This is a genomic window from Pantoea sp. SGAir0418 (genome assembly GCF_043529865.1).
In genome coordinates this window covers 468,458-491,977 of sequence record NZ_CP027911.1, presented here as the reverse complement: position 1 = coordinate 491,977, position 23,520 = coordinate 468,458, and the positions used below count along the sequence as shown (strand labels likewise).

General features: G+C 57.7%; 22 protein-coding genes. 16 read left to right on the top strand and 6 right to left on the bottom strand.

Annotated elements, in window-relative coordinates:
• Nucleotides 1-27: 27 nt before the first annotated feature.
• The 3 genes from C1N84_RS02320 to C1N84_RS02310 all read left to right on the top strand — a co-directional run bounded on the left by C1N84_RS02320 (nt 28) and on the right by C1N84_RS02310 (nt 6,753).
• Nucleotides 28-3,705: an ATP-binding protein gene (locus tag C1N84_RS02320; protein ID WP_264441940.1), complete on the top strand. Its 3,678-nt coding sequence runs from the start codon at nt 28-30 to the stop codon at nt 3,703-3,705.
• A gap of 99 nt (nt 3,706-3,804) precedes the next feature.
• Nucleotides 3,805-4,428 carry a response regulator transcription factor gene (locus C1N84_RS02315; RefSeq protein WP_021509694.1) on the top strand — a complete coding sequence of 208 codons (624 nt, stop codon included), beginning with the start codon at nt 3,805-3,807 and terminating at the stop codon, nt 4,426-4,428.
• A gap of 318 nt (nt 4,429-4,746) precedes the next feature.
• Nucleotides 4,747-6,753, top strand: coding sequence for an NADPH-dependent 2,4-dienoyl-CoA reductase (locus tag C1N84_RS02310; RefSeq protein WP_264441939.1), 2,007 nt, complete (start codon nt 4,747-4,749; stop codon nt 6,751-6,753).
• Here C1N84_RS02310 and rlmG read toward each other — a convergent pair whose 3' ends face one another.
• Nucleotides 6,754-7,872, bottom strand: coding sequence for a 23S rRNA (guanine(1835)-N(2))-methyltransferase RlmG (gene rlmG / locus C1N84_RS02305; RefSeq protein WP_264441938.1), 1,119 nt, complete (start codon nt 7,870-7,872; stop codon nt 6,754-6,756). It lies immediately after the preceding gene.
• Nucleotides 7,873-7,953: 81 nt separating this feature from the next.
• Between rlmG and C1N84_RS02300 the strand changes: the two genes are divergently transcribed.
• Nucleotides 7,954-8,454, top strand: coding sequence for a M48 family metallopeptidase (locus C1N84_RS02300; RefSeq protein WP_021509697.1), 501 nt, complete (start codon nt 7,954-7,956; stop codon nt 8,452-8,454).
• Here C1N84_RS02300 and C1N84_RS02295 read toward each other — a convergent pair.
• Entirely contained in the window at nt 8,451-10,139 is a 1,689-nt protein-coding gene (locus C1N84_RS02295) for a chloride channel protein (protein ID WP_059009867.1), read from the bottom strand. The two genes, C1N84_RS02300 and C1N84_RS02295, sit on opposite strands and share 4 nt — an antisense overlap.
• Before the next feature lie 137 nt (nt 10,140-10,276).
• Between C1N84_RS02295 and C1N84_RS02290 the strand changes: the two genes are divergently transcribed.
• The 3 genes from C1N84_RS02290 (at nt 10,277) to sstT (ending at nt 13,954) form a co-directional block, all read left to right on the top strand.
• Complete coding sequence (locus C1N84_RS02290; RefSeq protein WP_136546458.1) at nt 10,277-11,263, top strand: Gfo/Idh/MocA family protein; 987 nt, start codon at nt 10,277-10,279, stop codon at nt 11,261-11,263.
• A 255-nt stretch (nt 11,264-11,518) separates the two neighbouring features.
• On the top strand, nt 11,519-12,490 hold the full coding sequence (locus tag C1N84_RS02285; protein WP_021509700.1) for a TerC family protein: 972 nt from the start codon (nt 11,519-11,521) through the stop codon (nt 12,488-12,490).
• 228 nt (nt 12,491-12,718) lie between these two features.
• Complete coding sequence (sstT, locus tag C1N84_RS02280) at nt 12,719-13,954, top strand: serine/threonine transporter SstT (protein ID WP_346303596.1); 1,236 nt, start codon at nt 12,719-12,721, stop codon at nt 13,952-13,954.
• 46 nt (nt 13,955-14,000) lie between these two features.
• On the opposite strand, the gene C1N84_RS02275 is transcribed toward sstT, so the two are convergent.
• A complete protein-coding gene (locus C1N84_RS02275; protein ID WP_264441936.1) occupies nt 14,001-15,491 on the bottom strand; it encodes a UxaA family hydrolase in 1,491 nt (496 codons plus the stop codon).
• Nucleotides 15,492-15,495: 4 nt separating this feature from the next.
• Complete coding sequence (locus tag C1N84_RS02270) at nt 15,496-16,944, bottom strand: tagaturonate reductase (RefSeq protein WP_264441935.1); 1,449 nt, start codon at nt 16,942-16,944, stop codon at nt 15,496-15,498.
• Between the two features lie 298 nt (nt 16,945-17,242).
• Between C1N84_RS02270 and exuR the strand changes: the two genes are divergently transcribed.
• The 9 genes from exuR (at nt 17,243) to C1N84_RS02225 (ending at nt 22,612) form a co-directional block, all read left to right on the top strand.
• Nucleotides 17,243-17,995, top strand: coding sequence for a transcriptional regulator ExuR (exuR, locus tag C1N84_RS02265; protein ID WP_058776394.1), 753 nt, complete (start codon nt 17,243-17,245; stop codon nt 17,993-17,995).
• 335 nt (nt 17,996-18,330) lie between these two features.
• Complete coding sequence (locus C1N84_RS02260; RefSeq protein WP_021509705.1) at nt 18,331-19,005, top strand: DedA family protein; 675 nt, start codon at nt 18,331-18,333, stop codon at nt 19,003-19,005.
• Nucleotides 19,005-19,373 (top strand): EnvZ/OmpR regulon moderator MzrA, encoded by a 369-nt coding sequence (gene mzrA, locus C1N84_RS02255; RefSeq protein ID WP_031280145.1) that lies wholly within the window; start codon nt 19,005-19,007, stop codon nt 19,371-19,373. The genes C1N84_RS02260 and mzrA overlap by 1 nt, the downstream gene beginning before the upstream one ends.
• A gap of 173 nt (nt 19,374-19,546) precedes the next feature.
• Nucleotides 19,547-19,921, top strand: coding sequence for a DUF1090 domain-containing protein (locus C1N84_RS02250; RefSeq protein ID WP_031280146.1), 375 nt, complete (start codon nt 19,547-19,549; stop codon nt 19,919-19,921).
• A 34-nt stretch (nt 19,922-19,955) separates the two neighbouring features.
• Nucleotides 19,956-20,261, top strand: coding sequence for a DUF883 family protein (locus C1N84_RS02245; protein WP_021509708.1), 306 nt, complete (start codon nt 19,956-19,958; stop codon nt 20,259-20,261).
• 1 nt (nt 20,262) lies between these two features.
• Nucleotides 20,263-20,658 (top strand): phage holin family protein, encoded by a 396-nt coding sequence (locus C1N84_RS02240; RefSeq protein WP_021312955.1) that lies wholly within the window; start codon nt 20,263-20,265, stop codon nt 20,656-20,658.
• Entirely contained in the window at nt 20,655-20,939 is a 285-nt protein-coding gene (locus C1N84_RS02235) for a YqjK-like family protein (RefSeq protein WP_010618800.1), read from the top strand. The genes C1N84_RS02240 and C1N84_RS02235 overlap by 4 nt, the downstream gene beginning before the upstream one ends.
• A gap of 206 nt (nt 20,940-21,145) precedes the next feature.
• Nucleotides 21,146-21,556, top strand: coding sequence for a DoxX family protein (locus C1N84_RS02230; RefSeq protein ID WP_010618799.1), 411 nt, complete (start codon nt 21,146-21,148; stop codon nt 21,554-21,556).
• 81 nt (nt 21,557-21,637) lie between these two features.
• Nucleotides 21,638-22,612, top strand: coding sequence for a glutathione S-transferase family protein (locus tag C1N84_RS02225; protein ID WP_264441934.1), 975 nt, complete (start codon nt 21,638-21,640; stop codon nt 22,610-22,612).
• Nucleotides 22,613-22,686: 74 nt separating this feature from the next.
• Here C1N84_RS02225 and mdtI read toward each other — a convergent pair whose 3' ends face one another.
• Together mdtI and mdtJ are read right to left on the bottom strand one after the other, a co-directional pair.
• Entirely contained in the window at nt 22,687-23,016 is a 330-nt protein-coding gene (gene mdtI, locus C1N84_RS02220) for a multidrug/spermidine efflux SMR transporter subunit MdtI (protein ID WP_264441933.1), read from the bottom strand.
• The gene (mdtJ, locus tag C1N84_RS02215; RefSeq protein ID WP_394541705.1) at nt 23,003-23,353 is read right to left on the bottom strand and encodes a multidrug/spermidine efflux SMR transporter subunit MdtJ; all 351 of its coding nucleotides are present in this window, start codon (nt 23,351-23,353) and stop codon (nt 23,003-23,005) included. Before mdtJ ends, mdtI begins: the two co-directional genes overlap by 14 nt.
• Between the last annotated feature and the right edge of the window lie 167 nt (nt 23,354-23,520).

Genomic DNA, 23,520 nt, shown 5'->3' with positions numbered 1-23,520 from the left:
TGACTTTATTTTCTTCAGGAACGCACGGTGTTTAATCCTGTTAATTTCATCCGTCTGACGGGCGTGGTCCTGTTTATTTTTTTTGCCGGCGCGCTGCAGGCGCAGGTCAAACCATTGCAGCTTTTAGCGCGTTACGATACCGCACAGCCCGCGCTGCAGCTGGCTGAGCCCATCTCTTCTGCCTTTCGAAATAAAGTGATTAAAGTCGCAGTGGCCGGTAAATCACAGCCACCAATATATATGGATACCGATACGCGCCGCTTCGAAGGCCTGAGCGCCGACTACCTGTCGCTGATTCAAAGCATGCTGGAGACCAGTATTGAGCTTTATCACTTCCCGAGTCATAGCGCCGCGCAGCAGGCGGTGCTGAAAGGCGAAATGCATATGCTGGCGATTTACGTCGCCCAGCCATCGTCACAGTCGCAGCCGCTGCTGGCCAGCGCCCCGTGGATGCTGGATTACAGCGTGATGGGATTGAAGACCGACAGCGACCTTTTTCTCAATAACGGCATGCCCGAGCAAATCGCCTGGTCAGGCACGCCGCTGCAGCGCCAGTACCTGGAAGAGACATACGAAAACGCGCAGCTGGTGCGTTTCCCGGGCTACTATGATGCCGTCGCCGCCACCGTTTATGGTCAGACGGCGCGCGTCTGGGGAAATGCGGCGACGCTGACACACCTCAACCGCTATCTGTTTGCCAACGCGCTTACTATTCTGGCCGATGAGCATACGATTCCGCTCAACGTCGGTTTCGGCATCAGTCCGCTGTATCCTGCGCTGGCCGACGCCATCAACCAGGCGCTGCCGCAGATTCCGCTGTCTATCCGCATGCAGATTGCCAAACGCTGGCAGCTCGATCCCCATCATGTACTACAACGCAATCCGCTGGCGCTGACCGCCGACGAAGAGCAGTGGCTGCAAAACAACATACACATCGAGACCACCTTGCCGCTGGCACAGGCACCGCTCAGTAGCCGGACGCCGGCAGAGCAGTTTCGCGGCATGGCGCCGGACGTGCTGGAGCTGATCACCAGCCAGACCGGCCTGAATTTTGTGGCGCACGCCAGTAATGAACACCCCGGCGGACGTCCTCTGCCAAAGCTGTTTCCGCTGGAAATTCTGGAGCCACAGTTCGAAGCACAACCGGCTCTGATTACGCGTCCGTGGCTGGTTTCGCATTGGGTGATCATCCGCAATCAGCAGCCGGGAAACATTATGGCGCGCGACACCTTTCCGTTTGGTTCGGCGCTGATGCTAAAAAATCCGCTAATGAAAAGCTGGCTGCAGGAGCACTATCCGCACCTGTCGGTCAGCGATACCGATCGTCCGCTGGATGCGCTGCGCCAGCTGCTGGCGCGCAAGGTCGATGCGGTGATCGTGCCGAAAATTTTTGCCGACTATCATCTGCGCAACCATTTTGGCAGCGGGCTGATCGTCGAGGGTACGCTGGGCGCCGATCCCGCACGCTTTGTGATGCGCGTAGAGCCAGGCAATGAGACGCTGATCAGCATTCTCGATAAAGCGTTGCTGGCCATCCCGCCGGAAACGCTGTTTAAGCTGATGGCGCAGTGGCGTCAGGCGGAACCGCCGTTTCTCAGTAGCTCGTGGCAGAACTATAAGCAAACGATTCTGCTGATCGTTTCGGTATCGCTGGGATTGATTCTGTTGATCCTGCTGTGGAACCACCATCTGCGCAAAGTGATTCAGCAGCGTATGCAGGCAGAGAATGCGCTAAAAAATCAGCTCAATTTTACCCACACGCTGTTTAATGACTCGCCGGTGGCAATGTACATCCGCGATAAGCAAACGCGGCTGGTGGACTGTAACAATGCCTATCTGCGCTTTTTGCACATCAAACGCGACGAGGTAATCGGTAAACGACTGTCGGACGTGTTCAACACCAATAACGCCAGCATTCATACCATTGAAGATGGTTACCAGCAAACGCTGCTGGATGGTGAAGCGGTAATGCGCGACGTCCAGCTGATGTTTGGCCAGCAGGCCTTCCATCTGTACCACTGGACGCTGCCGTTTCGCGATCGGCTGGGGGAAGTTGCCGGGGTGATCGGCGGCTGGGTCGATGTCACCGAACGTAACGCGCTGTTGCAGGAGCTGCAGCTGGCCAAGGACACCGCAGACAAAGCCAACCGCTCCAAAAGTGAGTTTCTCGCCAGCATGAGCCATGAGATCCGCACGCCGCTGCACGCCATCATTGGTTTGCTGGAGCTGGAAACCCGCTCGCAGCCGTGTGAGACGCTGTCAGAGAATATTCGCGTCGCCTACAGTTCGGCGCGTGCGCTGCTGTCGCTGATCGGCGATATCCTCGATCTGTCAAAGATCGAATCTGGCCAGTATCAACCCACGCCGGAAACCGTTTACCTGCCGGATGTGATCGATCAGGCGGTGACGCTGTTCCGCAACAAGGCCGAAAGCAAAGGGATCGATCTGCGCGTAGAGATGGACATCGCGGCCTACTGGGTACAGACCGATCCGCTGATGATCAACCAGATCCTGTCTAACCTGTTGAGTAACGCCATTAAATTTACCGATCGCGGCAGCGTAACCGTGGTGCTGATGCAGGGGATTGGCCAGGAAGAGGAAGGTTGTGAGTTCGTCATAGAAGTGAGCGATGACGGCTGCGGCATGACTGAGGAGCAGCAGCAGGCGATCTTTGAGCCATTTGTCCAGGTCGGTGAACGTCAGCAGCAGCAGATTGGCACCGGTCTTGGCCTGAGCATCTGCCGCAATCTGGCAGAGCTGCTGGATGGCGAACTGATTGTGGAGAGTACGCCAGGTGAAGGATCGGTGTTCTCCTTCTACTTCCGCGCGCCGGCCGGCGAACCGCGCGATCAAACCCAACCGCATCTGTCACAGCCGCTGGTCACCGACAAGCTGTCAGTGCTGGTGATTGATGATCATGCGCCTAATCGCCTGCTGCTGGGTAAACAGCTGGAGCTGGCGGGCCATCAGGTGGTGGTGAGCGAAAGCGCCGTCGAAGCGCTGAAACTGTGGCAGCAGGATCCGCTGCGCTTTGACTTGATCATTACCGACTGCAATATGCCCGGTATGAACGGGTTTGAATTTGCCCAGGCGCTGCGCCAGCATGAACGCCACCATCATCTGCCGCCGATCACGCTATACGGCCTGACCGCCTCCGCCGAGCAGCACATCATGCAGCGCTGCCTGCAGGCTGGCATGAACGACTGTCTGTTCAAGCCGCTGAATCTGGATACGTTGCTGGCGCAAATCACCCACTGTCCGCGCCGCACGCCAAACGCTCCTGACAGCGAGGCTGCAGCCGGCGTAACCGGGCAACCTGTTGCTGATACCGCCGTCGCCGCGCTGCCGGCCCCTGTGGCGGTTCCGACTTTTGCGCCGCTGCTGATGCAGCTGGCTGAGCGCGATCCCGCCAGCTGCATCACCCTGCTGGAAAGTATTCGCACCAGCCACGATGAATTGCTGGCGGCGCTGCAGCAAACCACTGATGCTCACGCGCTGTCACAGCTTGGCCATAAGCTGAAAGGCGGTGCCAGTATTCTTAATGCCAGCGCGCTGATGGAGCTGGGGCGCAAGCTGGAGAAACACCAGCAGGAAGGACACGATGTCGCGCAGCTGATTGCCGCCATCGCGTGCGAAATTAACGCCGTCAATGAAACATTAATTATCTTTGAACAATATCGGCTGAAAAATCAGCAGGTTTTATAAAAACATAATCTTATCAAGACATTTCTCGGTTCGCCGGGATAAGCCGCCAGACATAATGTCCGCCAGCGCCATCATATCGGTGTCGTAAAAGGGAGATCTATGTTTAATGCAAAAATTCTCATCGTTGATGAGCATCGCCTTGTTGCGGCTGGGGTGCAGGCTTTATTATTAATGAATGGCTTTAATTGTGTCACTACAGCAAACACAATTAATGATGGTATTGACGATGTTATTCATCAGCACATCGACATCCTGATTTTAGATCCTGATTTCAAAGAGAAAAATGGCATCGCCTTTTTACGCGATATCGTAAAATCTAAAACCTGGATGAAAGTCATTCTGCTCAGTCAGAGCAGTAACAATCACCTGCTTATACAATCGCTTAGTCAGGGTGCTAACGGCTTCGTGTCGAAATACGATCCGATTCAGACGCTGATCGCCGCCATTGGCTGCGTATTTAACAATGTAAATTATCTGCCCGGCGATATTCTTGACCGGCGCCAGCGTTATGTTAATGAACAGGATATGCTGTCGCGCCTGACCGAGCGGGAAACGCTTATTTTACGTCAGCTGGCGCAGGGAAAATCCAATAAAATCATTGCCTGTGAATTAGGATTAAATAACAAAACTATCAGTACTTATAAAACTAAAATTTTTCAAAAGCTCGAATCAAAGAATCTGGTCGATATTATCGAACTGGCACGGCGAAACGGTGCCTGCTGAAGCCAAAATCAAGACCAGTCTTGCGGATTAATTCGACTGAGGCATGGCATCATCACCTCGTCCTCACCCGGGATTGTTATAGAGATTGAGTCATACAGGAATTTATAACCACAGAGCTAATTTATTAGCCCAATCTTCATGCCATTACAGGGCGCGCAGGTTTCTTCCCGTGCCTGGCGAAAGTGGTCCGATACTTTCGTCTGCGACTTGCCGCCCTGCTTTTTTTTGATGTTTCTCACAGGCTGAGCGCCGCAAATTTCCAGCCCGCACTTTTCCCGCTAGAGTTCACTCATCCGACCACTCACTGAGTAAGTGATCATGACTGAGCGTTATCCGCATCTGTTTGCCCCGCTGGATCTGGGCTTTACGCAACTGAAAAACCGTTTCCTGATGGGCTCAATGCACACCGGTCTGGAAGAGCATGCTGATGGCGCTCAGCGCCTCGCTGCCTTCTACGCCGAGCGCGCCCGGGAAGGCGTTGCGCTGATTGTGACCGGCGGCATCGCGCCCAATGCGCAGGGCGTGGTGGCGCAGGGCGGAGCCATGCTCACAGACGAAACCCAGTGCGGCTGGCACCGCCAGATAACCGATGCGGTACATGCACAGGGGGGCAAAATTGCGCTGCAGATCCTGCACGCCGGACGTTACAGCTATCAGCGCGATCTGGTGGCGCCCTCGGCGTTACAGGCGCCCATCAACCCGTTTACACCGCAGGCACTGAGCGAAGCGCAGATTGAACAAACCATCGCGGATTTCGCGCGCTGCGCCCGGCTGGCGCAGCAGGCCGGTTACGACGGTGTCGAAATCATGGGTTCCGAAGGCTACCTGATTAATCAGTTCCTGGTCGCCCATACCAATCAGCGCGACGACGGCTGGGGCGGTGATGTGGCGCGGCGGCAGCGCTTTGCACTGGAAGTGACGCAGGCGGTGCGCGCCGCCGTCGGCGAAGCCTTCATCATTATTTTTCGCCTGTCGATGCTCGACCTGGTGAATAACGGCAGCTCACTGCAGGAGACGCTGCAGCTTGCCACGGCGCTGGAGCAACGCGGCGTGACGCTGTTCAACAGCGGCATTGGCTGGCATGAAGCACGCATTCCCACCATTGCCACCTGCGTGCCGCGTGCCGGTTTCGCCTGGGTCACGCAGCATCTGCGCCAGCACGTCAGCGTACCGGTTATCGCTACCAACCGTATCAATCATCCTCAGGTAGCGGAGGAGATTGTGCGCGACGGTATTGCCGACATGGTGTCGATGGCGCGGCCATTTCTTGCCGATGCCGCGTTTGTCAGCAAAGCGCAGGCGGGCCAGCCCGACGCCATCAATACCTGCATCGCCTGTAATCAGGCCTGTCTCGATCAAATCTTTGCCGGCAAGGTCACTTCCTGCCTGGTCAATCCGCGCGCCTGTCATGAAACGCTGATGCCGGTCATCGCCGCCGCGCAGCCAAAACGCCTGGCGGTGGTAGGTGCCGGTCCGGCCGGTATGGCGTTCGCGCTGCAGGCGGCGCAGCGCGGCCATCACGTCACCCTGTATGAAGCCGATGCGCAGATTGGCGGCCAGTTTAATATTGCCCGCCAGATCCCCGGCAAGGCGGAGTTCAGCGAAACGCTGCGCTATTTCCGCCATCAGCTGGCAGCCGCAGGTGTTGAGCTGTGCCTGAATCATCGCGTCAGCGCCGACGAACTGGAACAGGCGGATGAAGTCATCATCGCGACCGGCATCACACCGCGCCAGCTGGCGATTCCGGGCATCGATCACCCCAGCGTGCTGAGCTATCTCGAGGTGATACGCGACAAAAAACCGGTTGGCCAGCGCGTGGCGATTATCGGTGCCGGCGGCATTGGTTTCGACACCGCGGAGTTTCTGCTGCAGCACGCCGATCGCGAGGAAGACTTCTACCAAAGCTGGGGCATCGATCGCAGCCTGCAGGCGCGCGGCGGTTTAGTGCGTCCACAGCCGGCTCCTGCCGACCGCCAGATCTGGCTGCTGCAGCGTAAATCCGGCAAACCGGGCGCCGGACTGGCGAAAACCACCGGCTGGATCCATCGCGCCAGCCTGCAGGCGCACGGCGTGCAGATGTGGGGCGATGTCGAGTATCTGAAGATTGATAATGACGGGCTGCACCTGCGCCATCAGGGGGAAGCGCTGACGCTGGCGGTAGATAACGTCGTGATTTGCGCCGGTCAGGAACCGCTGCGTACGCTGGCGCAGGCGCTGGCCGCACGCGGCAAAGCCGTGCGGCTGATCGGCGGTGCCGACGTCGCGCAGGAGCTGGATGCACGGCGCGCCATTGCTCAGGCCACCGAACTGGCGCTCAGCCTGTGATTAACGCAGCTTGACCGAACGCAGCACCACAAATTTGGCGTTAGAGGCCACCAGCTCGCAGTTGCCAAACAGCTTCTTCATTTTCTGATGATAGCCAAGGTGGCGGTTGCCGACGATGCGCAGCTCGCCGCCATACTGCAGGCAGCGTTTGGCGTCACGCAGCATCTGCCACGCCAGGTGGTCGGTCACCGCGTGCTGCTGATGGAACGGCGGATTGCACAGCACCGCATGCAGCCGGTCCGACGGAAAACCGCTCAGCACGTTGTTAACCCGAAACTGGCAGCGCGCCAGATCCTGTGGCCGGTTGAGCTCAACGTTAAGCTGGCTGGAAGCCACCGCCATGTAAGATTCATCGACGAACAGCACCTCGGCCTGCGGATTCTGTTCCAGTGCCTGCAGGCCGATCACGCCGTTACCGCAGCCGAGATCGACGATTTCGCCCTCAATATCGTGCGGCAGATGTTGCAGAAAGAAGCGCGCGCCAATATCCAGCGCGGCACGGGCGAACACATTGGCGTGGTTGTGGATGTGATACGGCGTCTCGTCGAGCGGCCACACGGTGGTCGCCGGCACGTCCGCCAGCGCCGGGGCGCTGAAATGGCTGTAAATCAGACGCGCTTTTTTCCACGCCAGCGAGGTTTTGCTCTCACCGAGAATGCGTTCAAACAGCTGCAGCGTGGAATTATGGATATCTTTGGCTTTACCGGCCGCCAGAATCAGGGTATCCGGCGTGACGACCGTCCGCAGCGCACGCAGCTGGTGTTCAAGCAGCGCCAGCGCTTTGGGCAGCTTAATCAGTACCGCCACCGGGGCAGCCGGCAACGGCGCCAGGCTATCAAGAAAGTGTACCGACGCTTCATCCAGACCGTTGAGACGCAGATTCTGCCGGGCGGCCTGCTGGCTGAGCCACGAGTCGCTGACGTGCCAGATTTCCCGATCGTTCAGCCCGCAGGTCAGCGCGCCAAAGCTGTCATTGAATACCAGCACCGGGCCTGCCGGCAGCGCCTGCTGCAGCAAATATTCATCTGCGGCGTCCCACGCCTGTAGCGGGCTCTCTTCGCGCATCGGCGGGAAGCGCTGAAGCGTCAGCGTGCGATCGGTCAGTTCAAGTTGGCTCATGGAATCTCCGGCGTGGTACACTTTGCGCGATTTTCGCCCTGAAAAGGGGGCGCAGTATACTGTCTTTCGTCGGGAATCCCAATGTCATTAATCTATCTGCAGGGTTACCCTGAAAACATCCTCGAACAGGTGCAAGTGCTGATTGATAATCAGCGATTAGCCGCCTTTTTGCAGCAGCGCTATCCCGATACGCACGACGTCGTCAGCGACCGCGCGCTTTATGACTACACGCAGGCGCTGAAAAACCGCTATATGCGCAGCGCGCCGCCGGTGAGCAAGGTCATCTGGGATAATAAAATCAAAGTGATGAAGCATGCTCTTGGCCTGCACACCGCCATTTCCCGCGTGCAGGGCGGTAACCTGAAAGCCAAGGCCGAAATTCGCATCTCGACCTTTTTCCGCCTCGCGCCGGAACCCTTTCTGCGCATGATCGTGGTGCACGAACTGGCGCACCTGAAAGAGAAAGATCACAGCAAAGCCTTTTATCAGCTGTGCTGCCACATGGAACCGGACTACCACCAGCTGGAGTTCGACGCGCGCCTGTGGATGACCGAACAGGCGCTGCGCGGCAACGCGGCCTAAAGAAACTCCTGCGCTTTCTGAATCAGACTGGTTTTGGTCAATGCGCCGAGGAAGCGACGCTCCTGCGCATTATTCAGCACCGGTAAACGCTCCAGCGTCACGCGCGCAAACGCCTCCCAGCCTTCACGCATGCTCTGGTGCTGGTAAATGCAGGGGAAATTATCATCCATCACGCTGCTGACCGGCGAATCCAGCGTGATCTCCTGTGCCAGCACTTTGCGCGAAATGTCATGAATTGATACCACACCAAGAAACTGACCGGCCTGATTAATGACGTAGACGTAGCGCTCGCGCTTGAGCGAACTCACCGCCAGCGCCTGCCCGACCGATTCCGCCGGCTGCAGCGCCGCGCCGGGGATGATCAGCTGATCAACCCGCATATTATCAAAATCATATTTCGCTTCTGAACGATTAAGGTGATGGCTTACCACCGGATAGGTGCTGGCGGACTGCAGCCGGTAGACCAGCATTGACGCCAGTACCGAAGCGATCATCAGTGGGAACAGCAGGCTACTGTTGAGCGTCATCTCCAGCACCATCAGCATCGCCATCAGCGGCGCCTGACTGACCGCCGCCAGCACCGCCGCCATACCCACCGCCGCATACAGCAGCGTATTGCCCACCGGCAGATGCAGCAGCACGCCAGTCTGCGCCAGCGCCACGCCGAGCAGCGCACCAATCAATAATGAGGGCGTGAACAGGCCGCCTACCGCGTTGGAGCCGACCGAGAGCGTGGTCGCCAGCATTTTCAGCACCAGCAGGCCGAGCAAACCGGCCAGCAGATAATTTCCTTCAATGATTTTCACGATCACTTCATAGCCGTTACCAAGGATATCGGTGGAGATCAGCGCCAGTAAGCCAACCGCAAAGCCGCCCGCGCCCAGCCTGAGCGGCAGCGAGCGCACGCGGCTGAACAACGCTTTGCTGCGTGCAATCAGCTTGATTAACAGCCAGCCCGCCACGCCCGCAGCAAAACCAATGATTACCGTCATCAGCAGGCTGGTGAGATCCATTTGAAACAGCGTGTCGGAGAGCGGATAGAGCGCGCTGCGAAAGCCCAGTGACCACATGGTCATCACCGCCACTGCCGAGGCAATAATCAGCGGAATCAGCCGCTGTAGCGCAGAGATACCAAACGCAATTTCCGCGACAAAAATCGCCGACGCCAGCGGGGCGTGATACACCGACGACAGACCGGCGGCGGCCGCCATCGCGACGATGTCGCTGTTGCGCATATTGAGGGACGCTGGCAGCCAGCGCCCCAGCAGGCTGCCGCTCAGCGCCGACAGCTGCACCATCGGCCCCTCTTTACCAATCGACGCCCCGCTGCCGATACTGGCAATCGACGACAGCGCGCGAAACAGCGAGGTTTTGGTGGGCACCGCATCCAGCCGCGCGTTAATTACTTCAAGGTAATCGGTTTTCACCGTCTCCTGCTGCTCAATCGCCACCGCGTAGCGCAGGAACCAGCCGGCCAGCAGCCCGCCCGCACCCACCAGCAGCGGCCAGAAGATCCACGGCCAGACGTGCATCGCGACCGTGATTTCGCTGTCGCTGTGAAACAGCAAATGATTGATGAGATCGATGATGCCGCGAAACGCCAGCGTGACCAGTGAGGCCACCAGGCCCACCGGAATGGCGATCAGCAGTGTGGTCCAGTTCAGTGCGTGTTTGCTTCCGCTCACCCGGCGTCCCCGCATGTCGGTTAAAAAAGGGTTTGGCATCATCATATTGGAATGCGGATCGCAGGATCAAATTTCGCCTGCCTGCGCCGCCAGGGAACATGCTACTCTGCCGCTTTCAGAGTGCAGGAGAGCCAGCCGTGATACGTTTTGCCATTGTGGGAACCAACTGGATCACCCGCCAGTTTATCGACGCCGCGCATGAGAGCGGCAAAATGAAACTGAGCGCCGTCTATTCACGCAGCCAGCAGCAGGCCGACGCCTTTGTCGCGGATTATCCCTGTCCGCTGACCTTTACCTCACTGGAGGCGCTGGCGGCAAGTGCGGAAATCGACGCGGTGTATATCGCCAGCCCCAATGCGCTGCACTGTGAGCAGGCGCTGCTGTTCATGTCGCACGGCAAACACGTCATCTGCGAAAAACCGCTGGCCTCTAACCTGCGTGAAGCTGAGGCGATGATTGGCTGTGCGCGTCAGCATCAGGTGGTGCTGTTTGAGGCGTTCAAAACCGCCAGTCTGCCGACGTTCCTGCGCCTGCAACAGGCGCTGCCGCAGCTGGGCACACTGCGCAAAGCGCTGTTCAACTACTGTCAGTACTCGTCACGCTATCAGCGCTATCTCGACGGTGAGAACCCGAATACCTTCAACCCGCGCTGGTCCAACGGTTCGATCATGGACATTGGCTACTACTGTCTCGCCGCTGCCGTTACTCTGTGGGGCGCGCCGCAGCAGGCGAAAGCTGAGGCCTCGCTGCTGGCAAGCGGCGTCGATGCGCACGGCGTGGTAGTGCTGGACTACGGCGATTTCGACGTCACGCTGCTGCACTCGAAAGTCAGTGATTCCCTGATTCCCAGCGAAATCCAGGGCGAAGCCGGCTCGCTGGTGATAGAAAAAATTTCTGAGTGCCAGCAGCTGCGCCTGATTCCGCGCGGCGGCGAGAGCCAGAACCTGACGCAGCCACAGCACATCAATACTATGCTGTATGAAGCAGAGACCTTCGCCCGGCTGGTGGAAACGCGCCAGGTGGAGCACCCTGCGCTGGAGGTGTCACGCATTACCGCCCGGTTGCTGACAGAGATTCGTCGCCAGACCGGCGTGGTGTTTCCGGCGGATCGGAAAGAAGTGTAAATATTGCAAAATATTACAGCTCCCCCATTGAATCTGCTCGCGCTTGCACGTATGTTGGCCGCAGCAAAGGGGAGTAACTTGTAAGCTGACCGATCGTCATTACGATGCGTAGCGCATCCGGTCGTCAGGCAACCCGGAATTGATTCTGTGTTGTAAGTGAGACCTTGCCGGAAGGCGAGGTTTGCTTGCAGCTCTATAAAGCGGCTGACGTCTTCTGACTCAGCCGTTTTTTCATTTTCAGGACAGGATACGACTATGCACTCTGTAGGCACACCGTTACTCTGGGGCAGCTTCGCTGTCGTCGTGCTCATCATGCTGGCGATCGATCTCTTCTTACAGGGACGACGCGGCGCACAAACCATGTCATTCAAACAGGCTGCCGTCTGGTCGCTGGTGTGGATCTCCGTTTCTCTGCTGTTTGCCGCCGCGTTCTGGTGGTATCTCGACGGCAGCGCCGGGCGCGAAGTCGCGACGGCGCAAACCCTGGCTTTCCTGACGGGTTACGTACTGGAAAAAGCGCTGGCGGTCGATAACGTCTTCGTCTGGCTGATGCTGTTCAGCTACTTCGCCATTCCGTCTAATCTTCAGCGCCGTGTGCTGATTTACGGCGTGCTGGGCGCGATTGTGCTGCGTACCATCATGATCTTTGCCGGCAGCTGGCTGGTCACACAGTTCAGCTGGATCCTCTACATCTTCGGCGCTTTCCTGCTGTTTACCGGCATCAAAATGGCCTTCGCTAAAGAGGGCGATGACGCTGCCGTCGGCGATAAGCCGGTGGTGCGCTGGCTGCGTAAGCATCTGCGCATGACCGATGAACTGCACGGCGAAAAGTTCTTCACCCGCAAAAACGGCGTGCTGTTTGCCACACCGCTGCTGCTGGTGCTAATTATGGTGGAGCTGAGCGATGTTATTTTCGCTGTCGACAGTATTCCGGCTATTTTTGCCGTCACTACCGACCCGTTCATCGTGCTGACCTCTAACCTGTTCGCCATCCTTGGCCTGCGCGCTATGTACTTCCTGCTGGCCAACGTGGCAGAGCGCTTCTCGATGCTGAAGTACGGTCTGGCGATCGTGCTGGTGTTTATCGGTATCAAGATGCTGATCGTCGAGTTCTACCACATTCCGGTGGCGATCTCGCTGACGGTGGTCGGCGTGATTCTCGGCGGTACGCTGCTGATCAATGCCTGGGTAAACCACAGAAACGACCAGAAAGGCATCTCACGATAATCTTCTGCAGGGGCGCTAATCGCCCCTGCTTTGTTTCGCCAGTGCCAACCTTCGCGTTTCATATCTCTGTCACACTTCCCGTCATCAGCAGATCAAAAAACCGATCTGGCGCGCACCGGCAGAATTATCTCTTTTCTCGTCAGCTCTTTTCCTTATACTCCGCCGGGCAAACCGTTTGGCGCGGAGCAACCGCGCACAACACTCATACCGCGATAAAAAGACCGTAATATGCTAAATAATCTTCTTCGACCGCTGGGTGCGCTGTTCTCAGGAAGCCTGGTAAAACAAATCATGATCGGCCTGATTGCCGGCGTGGCGCTGGCGTGGCTTTCACGCGATGCCGCGCTGGCCGTGGGCCTGCTGGGTGAACTGTTCGTGCGCGCGCTGAAAGCCGTGGCACCGCTGCTGGTACTGGTGCTGGTGATCTCCTCGATTGCCAACCATCAGCAGGGGCAAAAAACCAATATTCGCCCGATCATTATGCTGTACCTGCTCAGTACCTTCTTCGCGGCGGTGGTCGCGGTGATTTTCAGCCATCTGTTCCCGCAGACGCTGTCGATGGACGTCGGCGCGACCGAAATCACCCCGCCGTCCGGCATCACCGAAGTGCTGCACGGCCTGCTGATGAGCATGGTCGCCAATCCGATTGAAGCGCTGATGAACGCCAACTACATTGGCATTCTGGTGTGGGCGGTTGGTCTTGGCCTGGCGTTTCGTCATGCCAGCCCGAGCAGCAAAGCCTTTCTGAATGACGCGTCGAATGCCGCGACCTGGGTGGTGCGCTGTGTGATTCGCTGCGCGCCGCTGGGCATTTTTGGCCTGGTGGCATCGATTCTGGCCTCAACCGGCTTCGGCGCGCTGTGGCAATATGCCCACCTGCTGACGCTGCTGATTGGCTGCATGCTGATTATGGCGCTGGTGGTCAACCCGATGCTGGTGTTTCAGAAAATCCGCCGCAATCCTTATCCGCTGGTGTTTACCTGCCTGCGCGAAAGCGGCGTAACGGCGTTCTTTACCCGCAGCTCGGCCGCGAATATTCCGGTCAACATGGCGCTGGCCAAACGCCTGAATCTGGATGAAGACACTTATTCGGTATCGATTCCGCTGGGCGCGACCATCAGCATGGCGGGCGCATCAATCACCATTACCGTACTGACGCTGGCCGCGGTGCACACGCTGGGCATTGCCGTGGACGTCCCCACCGCTATTCTGCTCAGCCTTGTCGCCTCGCTGTGTGCCTGTGGCGCATCCGGCGTGGCGGGCGGTTCGCTGCTGCTGATTCCGGTTGCCTGCAACATGTTTGGCATTCCTAACGATCTGGCGATGCAGGTGGTTGCGGTCGGTTTTATCATCGGCGTACTGCAGGATTCCGCCGAAACCGCACTCAACTCCTCGACCGACATTCTGTTTACCGCCGCCGTATGTCAGGCAGAAGCGGAACGTCAGCCGCGTACCGCCGGTTAACCCGCGTCGCGGCACCCACCGGTGCCGCGCTTTAACCGCTGCCGCTTTAAAGCGTCACGCCACTCTTGAAGATCGCCAGCTCGCGGAAATCATTATCTTCATTGCGCGCCGGCTGGCCGTTCGCAATCGCCACAATAGTCTCAACAAACTCCGCCAGCAGCGCCTCCATGCTGGTGCCCTCCAGCAGCCGTCCGGCATTGAAATCAATCCAGTGCGGCTTTTTCTCCGCCAGCGGCGTGTTGGTGGCGATTTTCACGGTGGGCACAAAGCCGCCATACGGCGTGCCGCGTCCGGTGGTAAACAGCACCATATGGCAGCCGGCTCCGGCCAGCGCGCTGGTGGCGACCGCATCGTTACCGGGCGCGCTGAGCAAATTGAGCCCCGGCGTGCGCAGCCGCTCACCGTATTTCAGCACATCCACCACCTGACTCTGCCCGGCTTTTTGCGTACAGCCCAGCGACTTCTCCTCCAGCGTGGTGATGCCGCCCGCCTTGTTGCCCGGCGATGGATTTTCATAAATCGGCTGCTGATGATCGATAAAGTAGCGCTTGAAATCGTTAATCATCGCCACCGTTTTGTCGAAAATCGCCGCATCACGGCAGCGGCTCATCAGGATGCGCTCGGCACCAAACATCTCCGGCACTTCGGTCAGCACCGTGGTGCCGCCGTTGGCGATCATCTGGTCAGAGAAACAGCCGAGCAGCGGATTGGCGGTGATGCCGGAAAAGCCGTCCGAGCCACCGCATTCGAGACCAAACTTCAGCTCGCTCAGTTTGCCCGGCTGGCGGCGGTCGTGACGCATCACGTTGTACAACGCATGCAACCGCTGCAGGCCGGCTTCCACTTCATCATCCTGTTTCTGACACTCCATAAACTGCACGCGCTGACTGTCGAAGTCGCCCAGCGTGTCGCGAAAGATATCGACCTGATTGTTTTCGCAGCCGAGTCCAATCACCAGCACCGCGCCGGCATTGGGATGACGCACCATATTTTGCAGCATGGTGCGGGTATTTTCGTGATCCTGCCCCAGCTGTGAACAGCCGAAGGGATGACTGAACAGGTGCACGCCGTCGATGCCGGCCGCGTCGTCACTTTCCCGCAGAAAACGTGACACAATCTGCCGGGCGATGCCGTTCACGCAGCCGACGGTCGGTAAAATCCACAGCTCGTTACGAATGCCAACCTCGCCCGTGGCGCGACGATAAATCTGCACCTCACGATCCGCCGCCTGCGCCGGCAGCGCAATGTGTTCCGGCTGGTATTCATACTTATCAACATCGCTCAGATTGGTGCGCGCGTTGCTGGAGTGAATTAGCTCGCCGACGGCGATCGGCTGAGTGGCATGGGCAATCGGCAACCCATACTTAATCACCTGCTCGCCACTGTTGAGCGGTTGCAGCGCAAACTTGTGGCCGCGCACGATATCCTGCTGCAGCGTAATCCGCTGTTCTGCGACGATAACCTGGATGCCAGCCGCCAGATCCTGCAGCGCGACGGCGACGTTGTCGCGTGAATGTATTTTGATTGCCTGTTGCATCGCGTTATCTCAGTTGGCTAAGGGCCGTCCGCATGCCGTGGACGAGAATGTTGTGCAGTTGCTGGCTGACCGCCGGGACCAGGCCGGGCCGCTGGGTTAAATCTTCGCCCCAGTGCTGCGCGTCGCTCAGTACGTCGCTCACCAGCTGCTGCGGGGTGAGTTGATCGGTGAGGACCGCCGGCCACAGCCGGGCAAAACGCTGCAGCCAGTGCGCGTCATCCTGCAGCGGCCACTGCCGGTCATCCTGCTGGCCGCGATAAAACGCCAGCAGCGCGGCAAAGGCAAAGGTGAGGCGCGGCGGCCAGTCGCCACGCTGCTGCTGCGCCTGCAACAGCGCCGGCAGCAGGCGCGTACGGAATTTGGTCATGCCGTTGAGCGCAATCGCCAGCAGCGCATGGTGAATAAACGGATTGCGAAAGCGGCGCTGCACCGCATCGGCAAAGGCGTGCAGCTCGGCGCGCGGCAAATCCAGCGTCGGGATCACCTCTTCGCGCAACAGGGCGTCGACAAAAGCGGCCAGCTGCGCATCGTTCATTGCCTCGCCCACGCTCGCCAGCCCGGCCTGAAACGCCACCGGCACCAGCGCAGTGTGCGCCCCGTTGAGGATCGCCACCTTCTGCGCTTTGTACGGCGTGATGTCATCCACCCGCCTGACGGCAGGTGCCAGCGCCGTCAGCTGCAGCTCGTGCATCAGCGTATCCGGTCCCTGAAGCACCAGCTGATAGTCGCGCTCCCCGGCCACCAGATAGCGGTCGACATAGCCCAGTTGCGCTGCAATCTGTGCGCCATCCGGCGGATAGCCGCTGACAATGCGATCCACCAGCGTGTTGTAAAAGGCGCAGTGCTGCGTCACCCACAGCGCAAAGGCCGCTGGCAGCTGCCACTGCTGGCAATAACGCAGCACTAACGCGCGCAGCGTGTCGCCATTATGGTCGATCAGCTCACACGGCACGATCAGCCAGCCTTTATCGGCGGCACCGGCAAAGTGCTGATAACGCGCCCACAAAAGCTGCGTCAGTTTGCCGGGAAACGACGACGCGGGTTGATCCTCCAGCCGATCCTGTTCGGCATACGCGATGCCGGCCTCGGTGGTGTTGGAGAACACAAAACGCATCTGCGGCGCGCGTGCCAGAGCCAGGAATTCATCGAACTGCTGATAAGGCTGGATTTCACGATTAAGGCTGCGGATCAGCCGGGTTTCACTGAGCGGTTGCCCCGCTTCATTCAGGCCGCGCAGCAGCGTGGTGTAGAGGCCATCCTGCTGATTGAGCGTCTCCGTCTGCATCCGGTTGCGCGGTCGCACCACCACCACGCCGGCATCGGTGCCCTGATGTTCATTGAGCCAGTCGAGCTGCCAGTCGATAAAGGCACGTAAAAAGTTGCCTTCGCCGAACTGGATCACGCGTTCGCTATAGCGTGCGCCGGGGAAATCGCGGCGGTTGAGTCGCAACATGTCGCTTCCTTGAAGATGAAATCGGTCAGCTAATGCGCAAAAGTTATCATACCAATTTCAGCGAAAGGGAGATTTGTTTGCCAACTGCGTCACATTATCCATCATTGCCATACGGCGAAAGCCGGCGTGCCTCTTATTCCCACCAGCTTAACTATATGTATATTCTATCAATTAAACATCAAACCTGAGCAGGCGCGCAGGTTCTTAACTTGCCAGATGGTATAACAGCTTCAGCGCTTTGCGACATCGCAGGGTAAGTGGTATAACAACTTACCGTCTTTCACAGAACCGAATAATCATGGACCTGAACGAATCACGCCGCCTCTACCAGCAACTCGCCAGCGAACTTAAGCAGCGCATCGAAGCGGGCAGTTATGCCGTGGGGGCAAAGTTACCGGCAGAGCGGATGATTGCGGAGGCGCACCATGTGAGCCGCACCGTGGTGCGGGAAGCGATCATCATGCTGGAGGTGGAAGGCTACGTGGAGGTGCGCAAAGGGTCCGGCATTCATGTGATCAGCGACCAGCCACAACCGCGCGACAGCGCCGCCGATCAGCTGGAGTTTGCCAGCTATGGCCCCTTTGAACTGCTGCAGGCGCGCCAGCTGATTGAGAGCAATGTCGCCGAATTTGCCGCCACGCAGATCCGTCCACAGGACATCGTGGCGCTGCTGGCAATTCAGGAAAAAGCCCGGCAGGAAGATCACGCGCGCGATTCGACATGGGACATGGAGTTTCACGTGCGCATTGCCCAGGCCACCCAAAACAGCGCGCTGGCCGCCATCGTAGAGAAAATGTGGCGGCACCGGCTGCATAATCCTTACTGGCTCAAGTTGCACGAGCACATTGACGCACGCCATATCACCAGCTGGTGCGACGATCACGATCAGATTTTAAAAGCGTTAATGCGTAAAGATCCCGCCGCCAGCAAACTGGCGATGTGGCAGCATCTGGAAAATACTAAACAGATGCTGTTCGACGCCACCGCCGATGACTTTGAATTCAACGTCGACCGCTACATGTTCGCAGAAAATCCGGTGATCCTGCCCTGAAGCCACGATGGCAGAAACGCTGCATTTTCAGGCTAAAAAGTCAGTTAATCTGCAATAGTGTCAGCTCGTGTAAAGCTCCTTTTGACCATCTGCGTCAAAAGGTAAAACTCCTGTGCGACCGCGACTTTACACTGTCTGAATCCCGCGATTTTTGTTACAGTTATCGCCCTTTTCTTACCCTTTGCGACAGGGCTATAAAAAGTCGCTGATTTAACAATCAATTCTGGATGGATCCGGAAATCCTGCTCAGGTGGCATACCTAAAATGTATAACTTAACCCGCCTGCGCCTAAGCCCCTCACGGGCACGTTTAACAATGATGTTCAGGAATGATTGATGGATATTTTGCAAGCATTGCTGCATGCCCTGTGGCAGCAGGATTACGAAATGCTCTCCGACCCCACGCTGGTGTGGGCGATTTATGGCGTGTTGTTCATGATTCTGTTTCTCGAAAATGGCCTGCTGCCCGCCGCGTTTCTGCCTGGTGACAGTCTGCTGATTCTGGTCGGCGTGCTGATCGCGAAAGGCACCATGAGCTTCCCGCTGACCCTGCTGGTGCTGACCACCGGTGCCAGCCTCGGCTGCTGGGTCAGTTACATTCAGGGCCGCTGGCTTGGCAATACGCCGACGGTGCAGAAATGGCTCTCCCATCTGCCCGCGCAGTATCATCAGCGCGCCCACAGCCTGTTCCACCGCCACGGCTTGTCTGCGCTGCTGATTGGCCGCTTTATCGCCTTTGTCCGTACCCTGCTGCCGACCATTGCCGGCCTCTCTGGCCTGAGCAATGCCCGCTTCCAGTTCTTTAACTGGATGAGCGGCTTCCTGTGGGTGCTGATTCTTACCGTGCTCGGCTTTGCGCTGGGGAAAACCCCCATTTTCCGCCGCTATGAAGATGAGCTGATGTTCTGCCTGATGCTGCTGCCGCTGGTGCTGCTGGTCATCGGTCTGGTGGGTTCACTGGTAGTGCTGTGGCGTAAACGTCAGGCGGGTCAGAACGGGAAGTCACAGTAATGACAGGGTTGCGTAATTTCCCCAGGCGTTTACTCCCCTGGCTGTGCGCTGGTGTGCTGGCGCTGCTGGCTATCGGCATTGTGCCCAAACTGATGCAGCATGAAACGGTGGTGAAGATCCGCGTGGCACACAGCGGCACCAATCTGCCGGACGGCTTTTATCTCTACCAGCAGCTTTCGGCGCAGGGCGTGCGGATTAAAAGCATTACCTCGGCAGGCGATGCGCTGGTCATTCATTTTGAGAATGAAGAGCAGAGCCTGGCCGCGCAGAAAGTACTGCGCCGCCTGCTGCCACAGGGCTTTGTCGTGGCGGCGGGTCCGCAGGCGTCACAGCAGGTGGTGGACGCTAATCGCCCCACCTATAGCTGATCCCCGCCGTCGGGTTCACCGCCCGGCGGCACCTCAATCCTCGCTATCCCCGCGTGTTTTTTGAATTTTTTCGTCTGCTGTCTATTCTTAAGTAAGCGCGAGCAGACGACAAGCTGGGATGCCCCTCCTGTCCGGTTTGCGACAGGTCGTCAACAATGGAAGGTAAAAACCTGATGAAACAACAACTACTGCTGGGTGCGATTCTTTTCTCTCTCTCGGGTTCACTGCTGGCAGCGGAATCGCTGTGTCAGCAAAAACAGCAGGATATTCAGCGCGAAATTGAGATGGCGAAACAGCACGACAACCAGCGCCGGGTCACCGGACTGGAACGCGCGCTGACTGAAGTCCGCGCCAACTGCACTGACGAGAAACTGAAATCCGCCCACGCTGAACGCATTGAAGCCCAGCAGCATAAAGTGGCTGAGCGCGAGCACGAACTGCAGCAGGATCGCCAGGAAGGCAAAGACCAGGAGAAGATCGGTAAGCGCGAACGGAAGCTGGAAGAGGCACGCCAGGAGCTGAAAAAGCTGCAGGCCGAGCCTTATTAATCGGACTTAAATAAATGATGTAATGGAGAACACCATGGCTAAAGACACCACATCTGAACATCTGCGTGCGGAACTGAAAAACCTTGCCGACACCCTGGAAGAAGTGCTGAGCAGCTCGGCTGATAAGTCGAAAAGCGAGCTGGATAAACTGCGTCACAAAGCACGCGGTGCCATTGAGAGTTCACGCGAGCGGCTGGGCGAATCCGGCGAACGCATCGCGCAGACCACGCGTGAAGCGGCGGAGAAAGCGGACGTCTACGTGCGTGAAAATCCGTGGCACGGCGTGGGTATCGGCGCAGCAGTCGGCGTGCTGATCGGCATCCTGATTTCACGTCGTTGATATGAGCGAGAATCAGAGCCACGGCCCAGGCAAAGGGGTCTTCAATGTAGGTCAGCGCGTGGTGACAACGCTGGTTGGCATGGTCGAGACACGCGTGCGGCTGGCCGTTGCCGAGCTGGAAGAGGAAAAGGCCAATCTGATCCAGATGCTGATCATGATAGGCCTGACCATGCTGTTTACCGCTTTCGGATTGATGAGCCTGATGGTGCTGATTATCTGGGCGGTGGATGCGCAGTACCGGCTGATGGCGATTGCCATCACCACCGGCGTGCTATTCGCGCTGGCGCTGATTTTTGGTTTATGGACGTTGCGTAAATCCCGGCAGTCCACGCTGTTGCGCCATACGCGCAAAGAGCTGGACACCGATCGCACCTTACTCGAGGAGCATCGCTCATGAGTCAGCGTGAACGAGAAGCACGCATTCATGAATTGCTTAATCAGGTACAGCAGCAGCGGCTGGATCTCAGCGCTGCTCGCCGCGACTGGCTGGAAAGCACCGCGCAGTACGATCGCGGCTGGCTGACGTTTCTCAGCCTGCGCCGCTATCTGGCGATTGGCAGCAGCGCGCTGGCCATCTGGTCGATCCGCAGCCCCAACCGCATCATGCGCTGGGCCAAACGCGGACTCGGCCTGTGGAGCACCTGGCGCATGATCAAATCGGCGATGCCGCCACGCTAACTTCCTCACCTTAAACCGGATCGAAAAGGTTCGGTTTTCCTCCTTCAGAATTCCTGAATAACATCGACAGTTTATCTCGCTTACAACTATTGCTGCGCGCGACTATCATCTCCCTCCATCAGCCCGACGAACTGTTTTACGCGGTTTAGCGGGAAAATAAACCGGCAGGCCAACAACCTGCGCCAAAAACCTTGTTGGAGTAAATGATGAAAAAATTCGAAGACTCAGGCCTGCTGCTGGCACGCGTATTAATGACCATCCTGTTTATTACTGCCGGCTGGGGCAAAATCACCGCCTATGCGGGCACCGCACAGTACATGCAGGCGATGGGCGTGCCCGGCTTCCTGCTGCCGCTGGTGATTCTGCTGGAACTGGGCGGCGGCCTGGCGATTCTGTTCGGTTTCCTGACGCGCTTCACCGCGCTGTTCACCGCTGGCTTCACGCTGCTGACCGCGTTCCTGTTCCACAGTAACTTTGCGGAAGGCGTTAACCAGCTGATGTTCATGAAAAACCTGTCCATCGCCGGTGGTTTCCTGGTGCTGGGTCTGGTGGGTCCGGGCGCCTACAGCATTGACCGCCTGATTCGTCAGCGCTTTATGCCTGCTACCGCACGCTAAGCACACAAGCCGTGCAACAGCACATATACTGAATAGCAGGGGCGGGGATTTTCCTCGCCCCGTTTTTTTTATGGAGGGCTTATGGGACAACTGATTGACGGTGTCTGGCATGACACCTGGTACGATACGAAGTCAACCGGTGGCCGCTTCAAACGCACAGAAGCAGTCTGGCGTAACTGGATCACGGCAGACGGCAGCGCCGGGCCAACCGGGAAAGCCGGCTTTGCCGCCGAGCGCGATCGTTACCATTTATACGTTTCACTGGCCTGCCCGTGGGCGCATCGCACCCTGCTGATGCGTCAGCTGAAGGGGTTAGAAGAGATGATTTCGGTGTCAGTGGTGCACCCGCTGATGCTGGAGAACGGCTGGACCTTCGACGATGACTTCCCCGCCGCGACCGGCGATTCGCTGTATCAGAACGAATTCCTCTATCAGCTCTATCTGCATGCCGATCCGCATTACAGCGGGCGCGTGACCGTGCCGGTGCTGTGGGATAAAAAGCAGCACACTATTGTCAGTAATGAATCCGCCGATATCATCCGTATGTTTAACAGCGCCTTCGACGCGCAGGGCGCTCGCGCCGGCGATTACTACCCGCCCGAGCTGCGTGACAAGATCGACGAACTCAACGGCTGGATTTATGACACCGTCAATAATGGCGTCTACAAAAGCGGATTTGCCACGTCACAGTCGGCTTATGATGAAGCCGTAACCGCGCTGTTCCATTCGCTGGCACGGCTGGAGCAGATTCTGGGTCAGCATCGCTATCTGACCGGCGATCGCCTCACCGAAGCCGATCTGCGCCTGTGGACCACGCTGGTGCGCTTTGACCCGGTCTACGTGACCCACTTTAAGTGCGATCGTCACCGCATCAGCGATTACCGTAACCTGAACGGCTTCCTGCGCGATATTTATCAGATGCCGGGCATTGCCGATACGGTGAACCTGCCGCACATCCGCCATCACTACTACTGCAGCCACAAGACCATCAATCCGAACGGCGTTATTTCGCTGGGACCGGCTTTTGACTGGGATGAGCCGCACGGCCGCGGTTAAGCGCTGACTGGCTTACGCATGCCTGCCCTTCTCTCCCACTATTGGGAAAGCAAGGCAGGCAGTATTGCGCTGCCTCAGGCAAATTTGATCAACACCATCCCGGCCAGCAGCAGCGCCACGCCCAGCCAGCCGCGGGTGTTCAGGCGTTGTCCGAACAGGATCCAGCCTGCCGCTACGGTAGCCACCAGACCGAAACCGCCCCACAAGGCGTAGGCCACCGAGAGATCGATCCCCTTCACTGCCTGCGACAGGGCGCTAAATGCCGCCAGGACAGCCACCAGCGATACCACGCCATACAGCGGACGACGGAAGCCGTTGGTGTATTTCAGCGCGATGTTCGCCACAATTTCCAGCACGATGGCCAGCGCCAGCCAGGCCAGATGCACGACGTTAAGCGTGGTCATGACGCAGTTCCTTACGGCTGAATGTCCCCGCTTTGATCAGCGCGATACCCGCGATCAGCGTGATCAAACCCGCCGCCTTCATCACCGACAGCGCCTCGTCAAACAGCATCACGCTGAACAGGGTGATAAACAGAATACCGACACCTTCCCACATGGCATAAGCCACGCCAAGGGCAATACGTTTAACGGCAAAGGTGAGGAAGATGTATGACAGGGCGATCATCAACAGCATAAAAATATAGCCGGCGCTGCCGCCATTGACGCTGGCCCATTTTATTGACACGGTGCCTGTAATTTCGGCAGCAATCGCTAACGCTAATAAAATCCAGTACAGCATGATTTCTCTCCTGTGAGAAATAAACGCCATCCACGCGCAAACAGCAGCGTGATAGCTGAAAAAGATAAAAAGCTAATAAGGAGAGAAAAAACTACAGCGCGAAGCGCCAGTGCCGATCGCTCAGTGAGCAGGAGAAAACGCAGGTGGGTGAAGAGGTTAATACGTAA

Coding starts and splice junctions, on each gene's coding strand:
- C1N84_RS02315 (WP_021509694.1), top strand. CDS start 3,805: ATGTTTAATGCAAAAATTCTCATCGTTGATGAGCATCGCCTTGTTGCG.
- C1N84_RS02310 (WP_264441939.1), top strand. CDS start 4,747: ATGACTGAGCGTTATCCGCATCTGTTTGCCCCGCTGGATCTGGGCTTT.
- rlmG (WP_264441938.1), bottom strand. CDS start 7,872: ATGAGCCAACTTGAACTGACCGATCGCACGCTGACGCTTCAGCGCTTC.
- C1N84_RS02300 (WP_021509697.1), top strand. CDS start 7,954: ATGTCATTAATCTATCTGCAGGGTTACCCTGAAAACATCCTCGAACAG.
- C1N84_RS02285 (WP_021509700.1), top strand. CDS start 11,519: ATGCACTCTGTAGGCACACCGTTACTCTGGGGCAGCTTCGCTGTCGTC.
- sstT (WP_346303596.1), top strand. CDS start 12,719: ATGCTAAATAATCTTCTTCGACCGCTGGGTGCGCTGTTCTCAGGAAGC.
- C1N84_RS02275 (WP_264441936.1), bottom strand. CDS start 15,491: ATGCAACAGGCAATCAAAATACATTCACGCGACAACGTCGCCGTCGCG.
- C1N84_RS02270 (WP_264441935.1), bottom strand. CDS start 16,944: ATGTTGCGACTCAACCGCCGCGATTTCCCCGGCGCACGCTATAGCGAA.
- exuR (WP_058776394.1), top strand. CDS start 17,243: ATGGACCTGAACGAATCACGCCGCCTCTACCAGCAACTCGCCAGCGAA.
- C1N84_RS02260 (WP_021509705.1), top strand. CDS start 18,331: ATGGATATTTTGCAAGCATTGCTGCATGCCCTGTGGCAGCAGGATTAC.
- mzrA (WP_031280145.1), top strand. CDS start 19,005: ATGACAGGGTTGCGTAATTTCCCCAGGCGTTTACTCCCCTGGCTGTGC.
- C1N84_RS02250 (WP_031280146.1), top strand. CDS start 19,547: ATGAAACAACAACTACTGCTGGGTGCGATTCTTTTCTCTCTCTCGGGT.
- C1N84_RS02245 (WP_021509708.1), top strand. CDS start 19,956: ATGGCTAAAGACACCACATCTGAACATCTGCGTGCGGAACTGAAAAAC.
- C1N84_RS02240 (WP_021312955.1), top strand. CDS start 20,263: ATGAGCGAGAATCAGAGCCACGGCCCAGGCAAAGGGGTCTTCAATGTA.
- C1N84_RS02235 (WP_010618800.1), top strand. CDS start 20,655: ATGAGTCAGCGTGAACGAGAAGCACGCATTCATGAATTGCTTAATCAG.
- C1N84_RS02230 (WP_010618799.1), top strand. CDS start 21,146: ATGAAAAAATTCGAAGACTCAGGCCTGCTGCTGGCACGCGTATTAATG.
- C1N84_RS02225 (WP_264441934.1), top strand. CDS start 21,638: ATGGGACAACTGATTGACGGTGTCTGGCATGACACCTGGTACGATACG.
- mdtI (WP_264441933.1), bottom strand. CDS start 23,016: ATGACCACGCTTAACGTCGTGCATCTGGCCTGGCTGGCGCTGGCCATC.
- mdtJ (WP_394541705.1), bottom strand. CDS start 23,353: ATGCTGTACTGGATTTTATTAGCGTTAGCGATTGCTGCCGAAATTACA.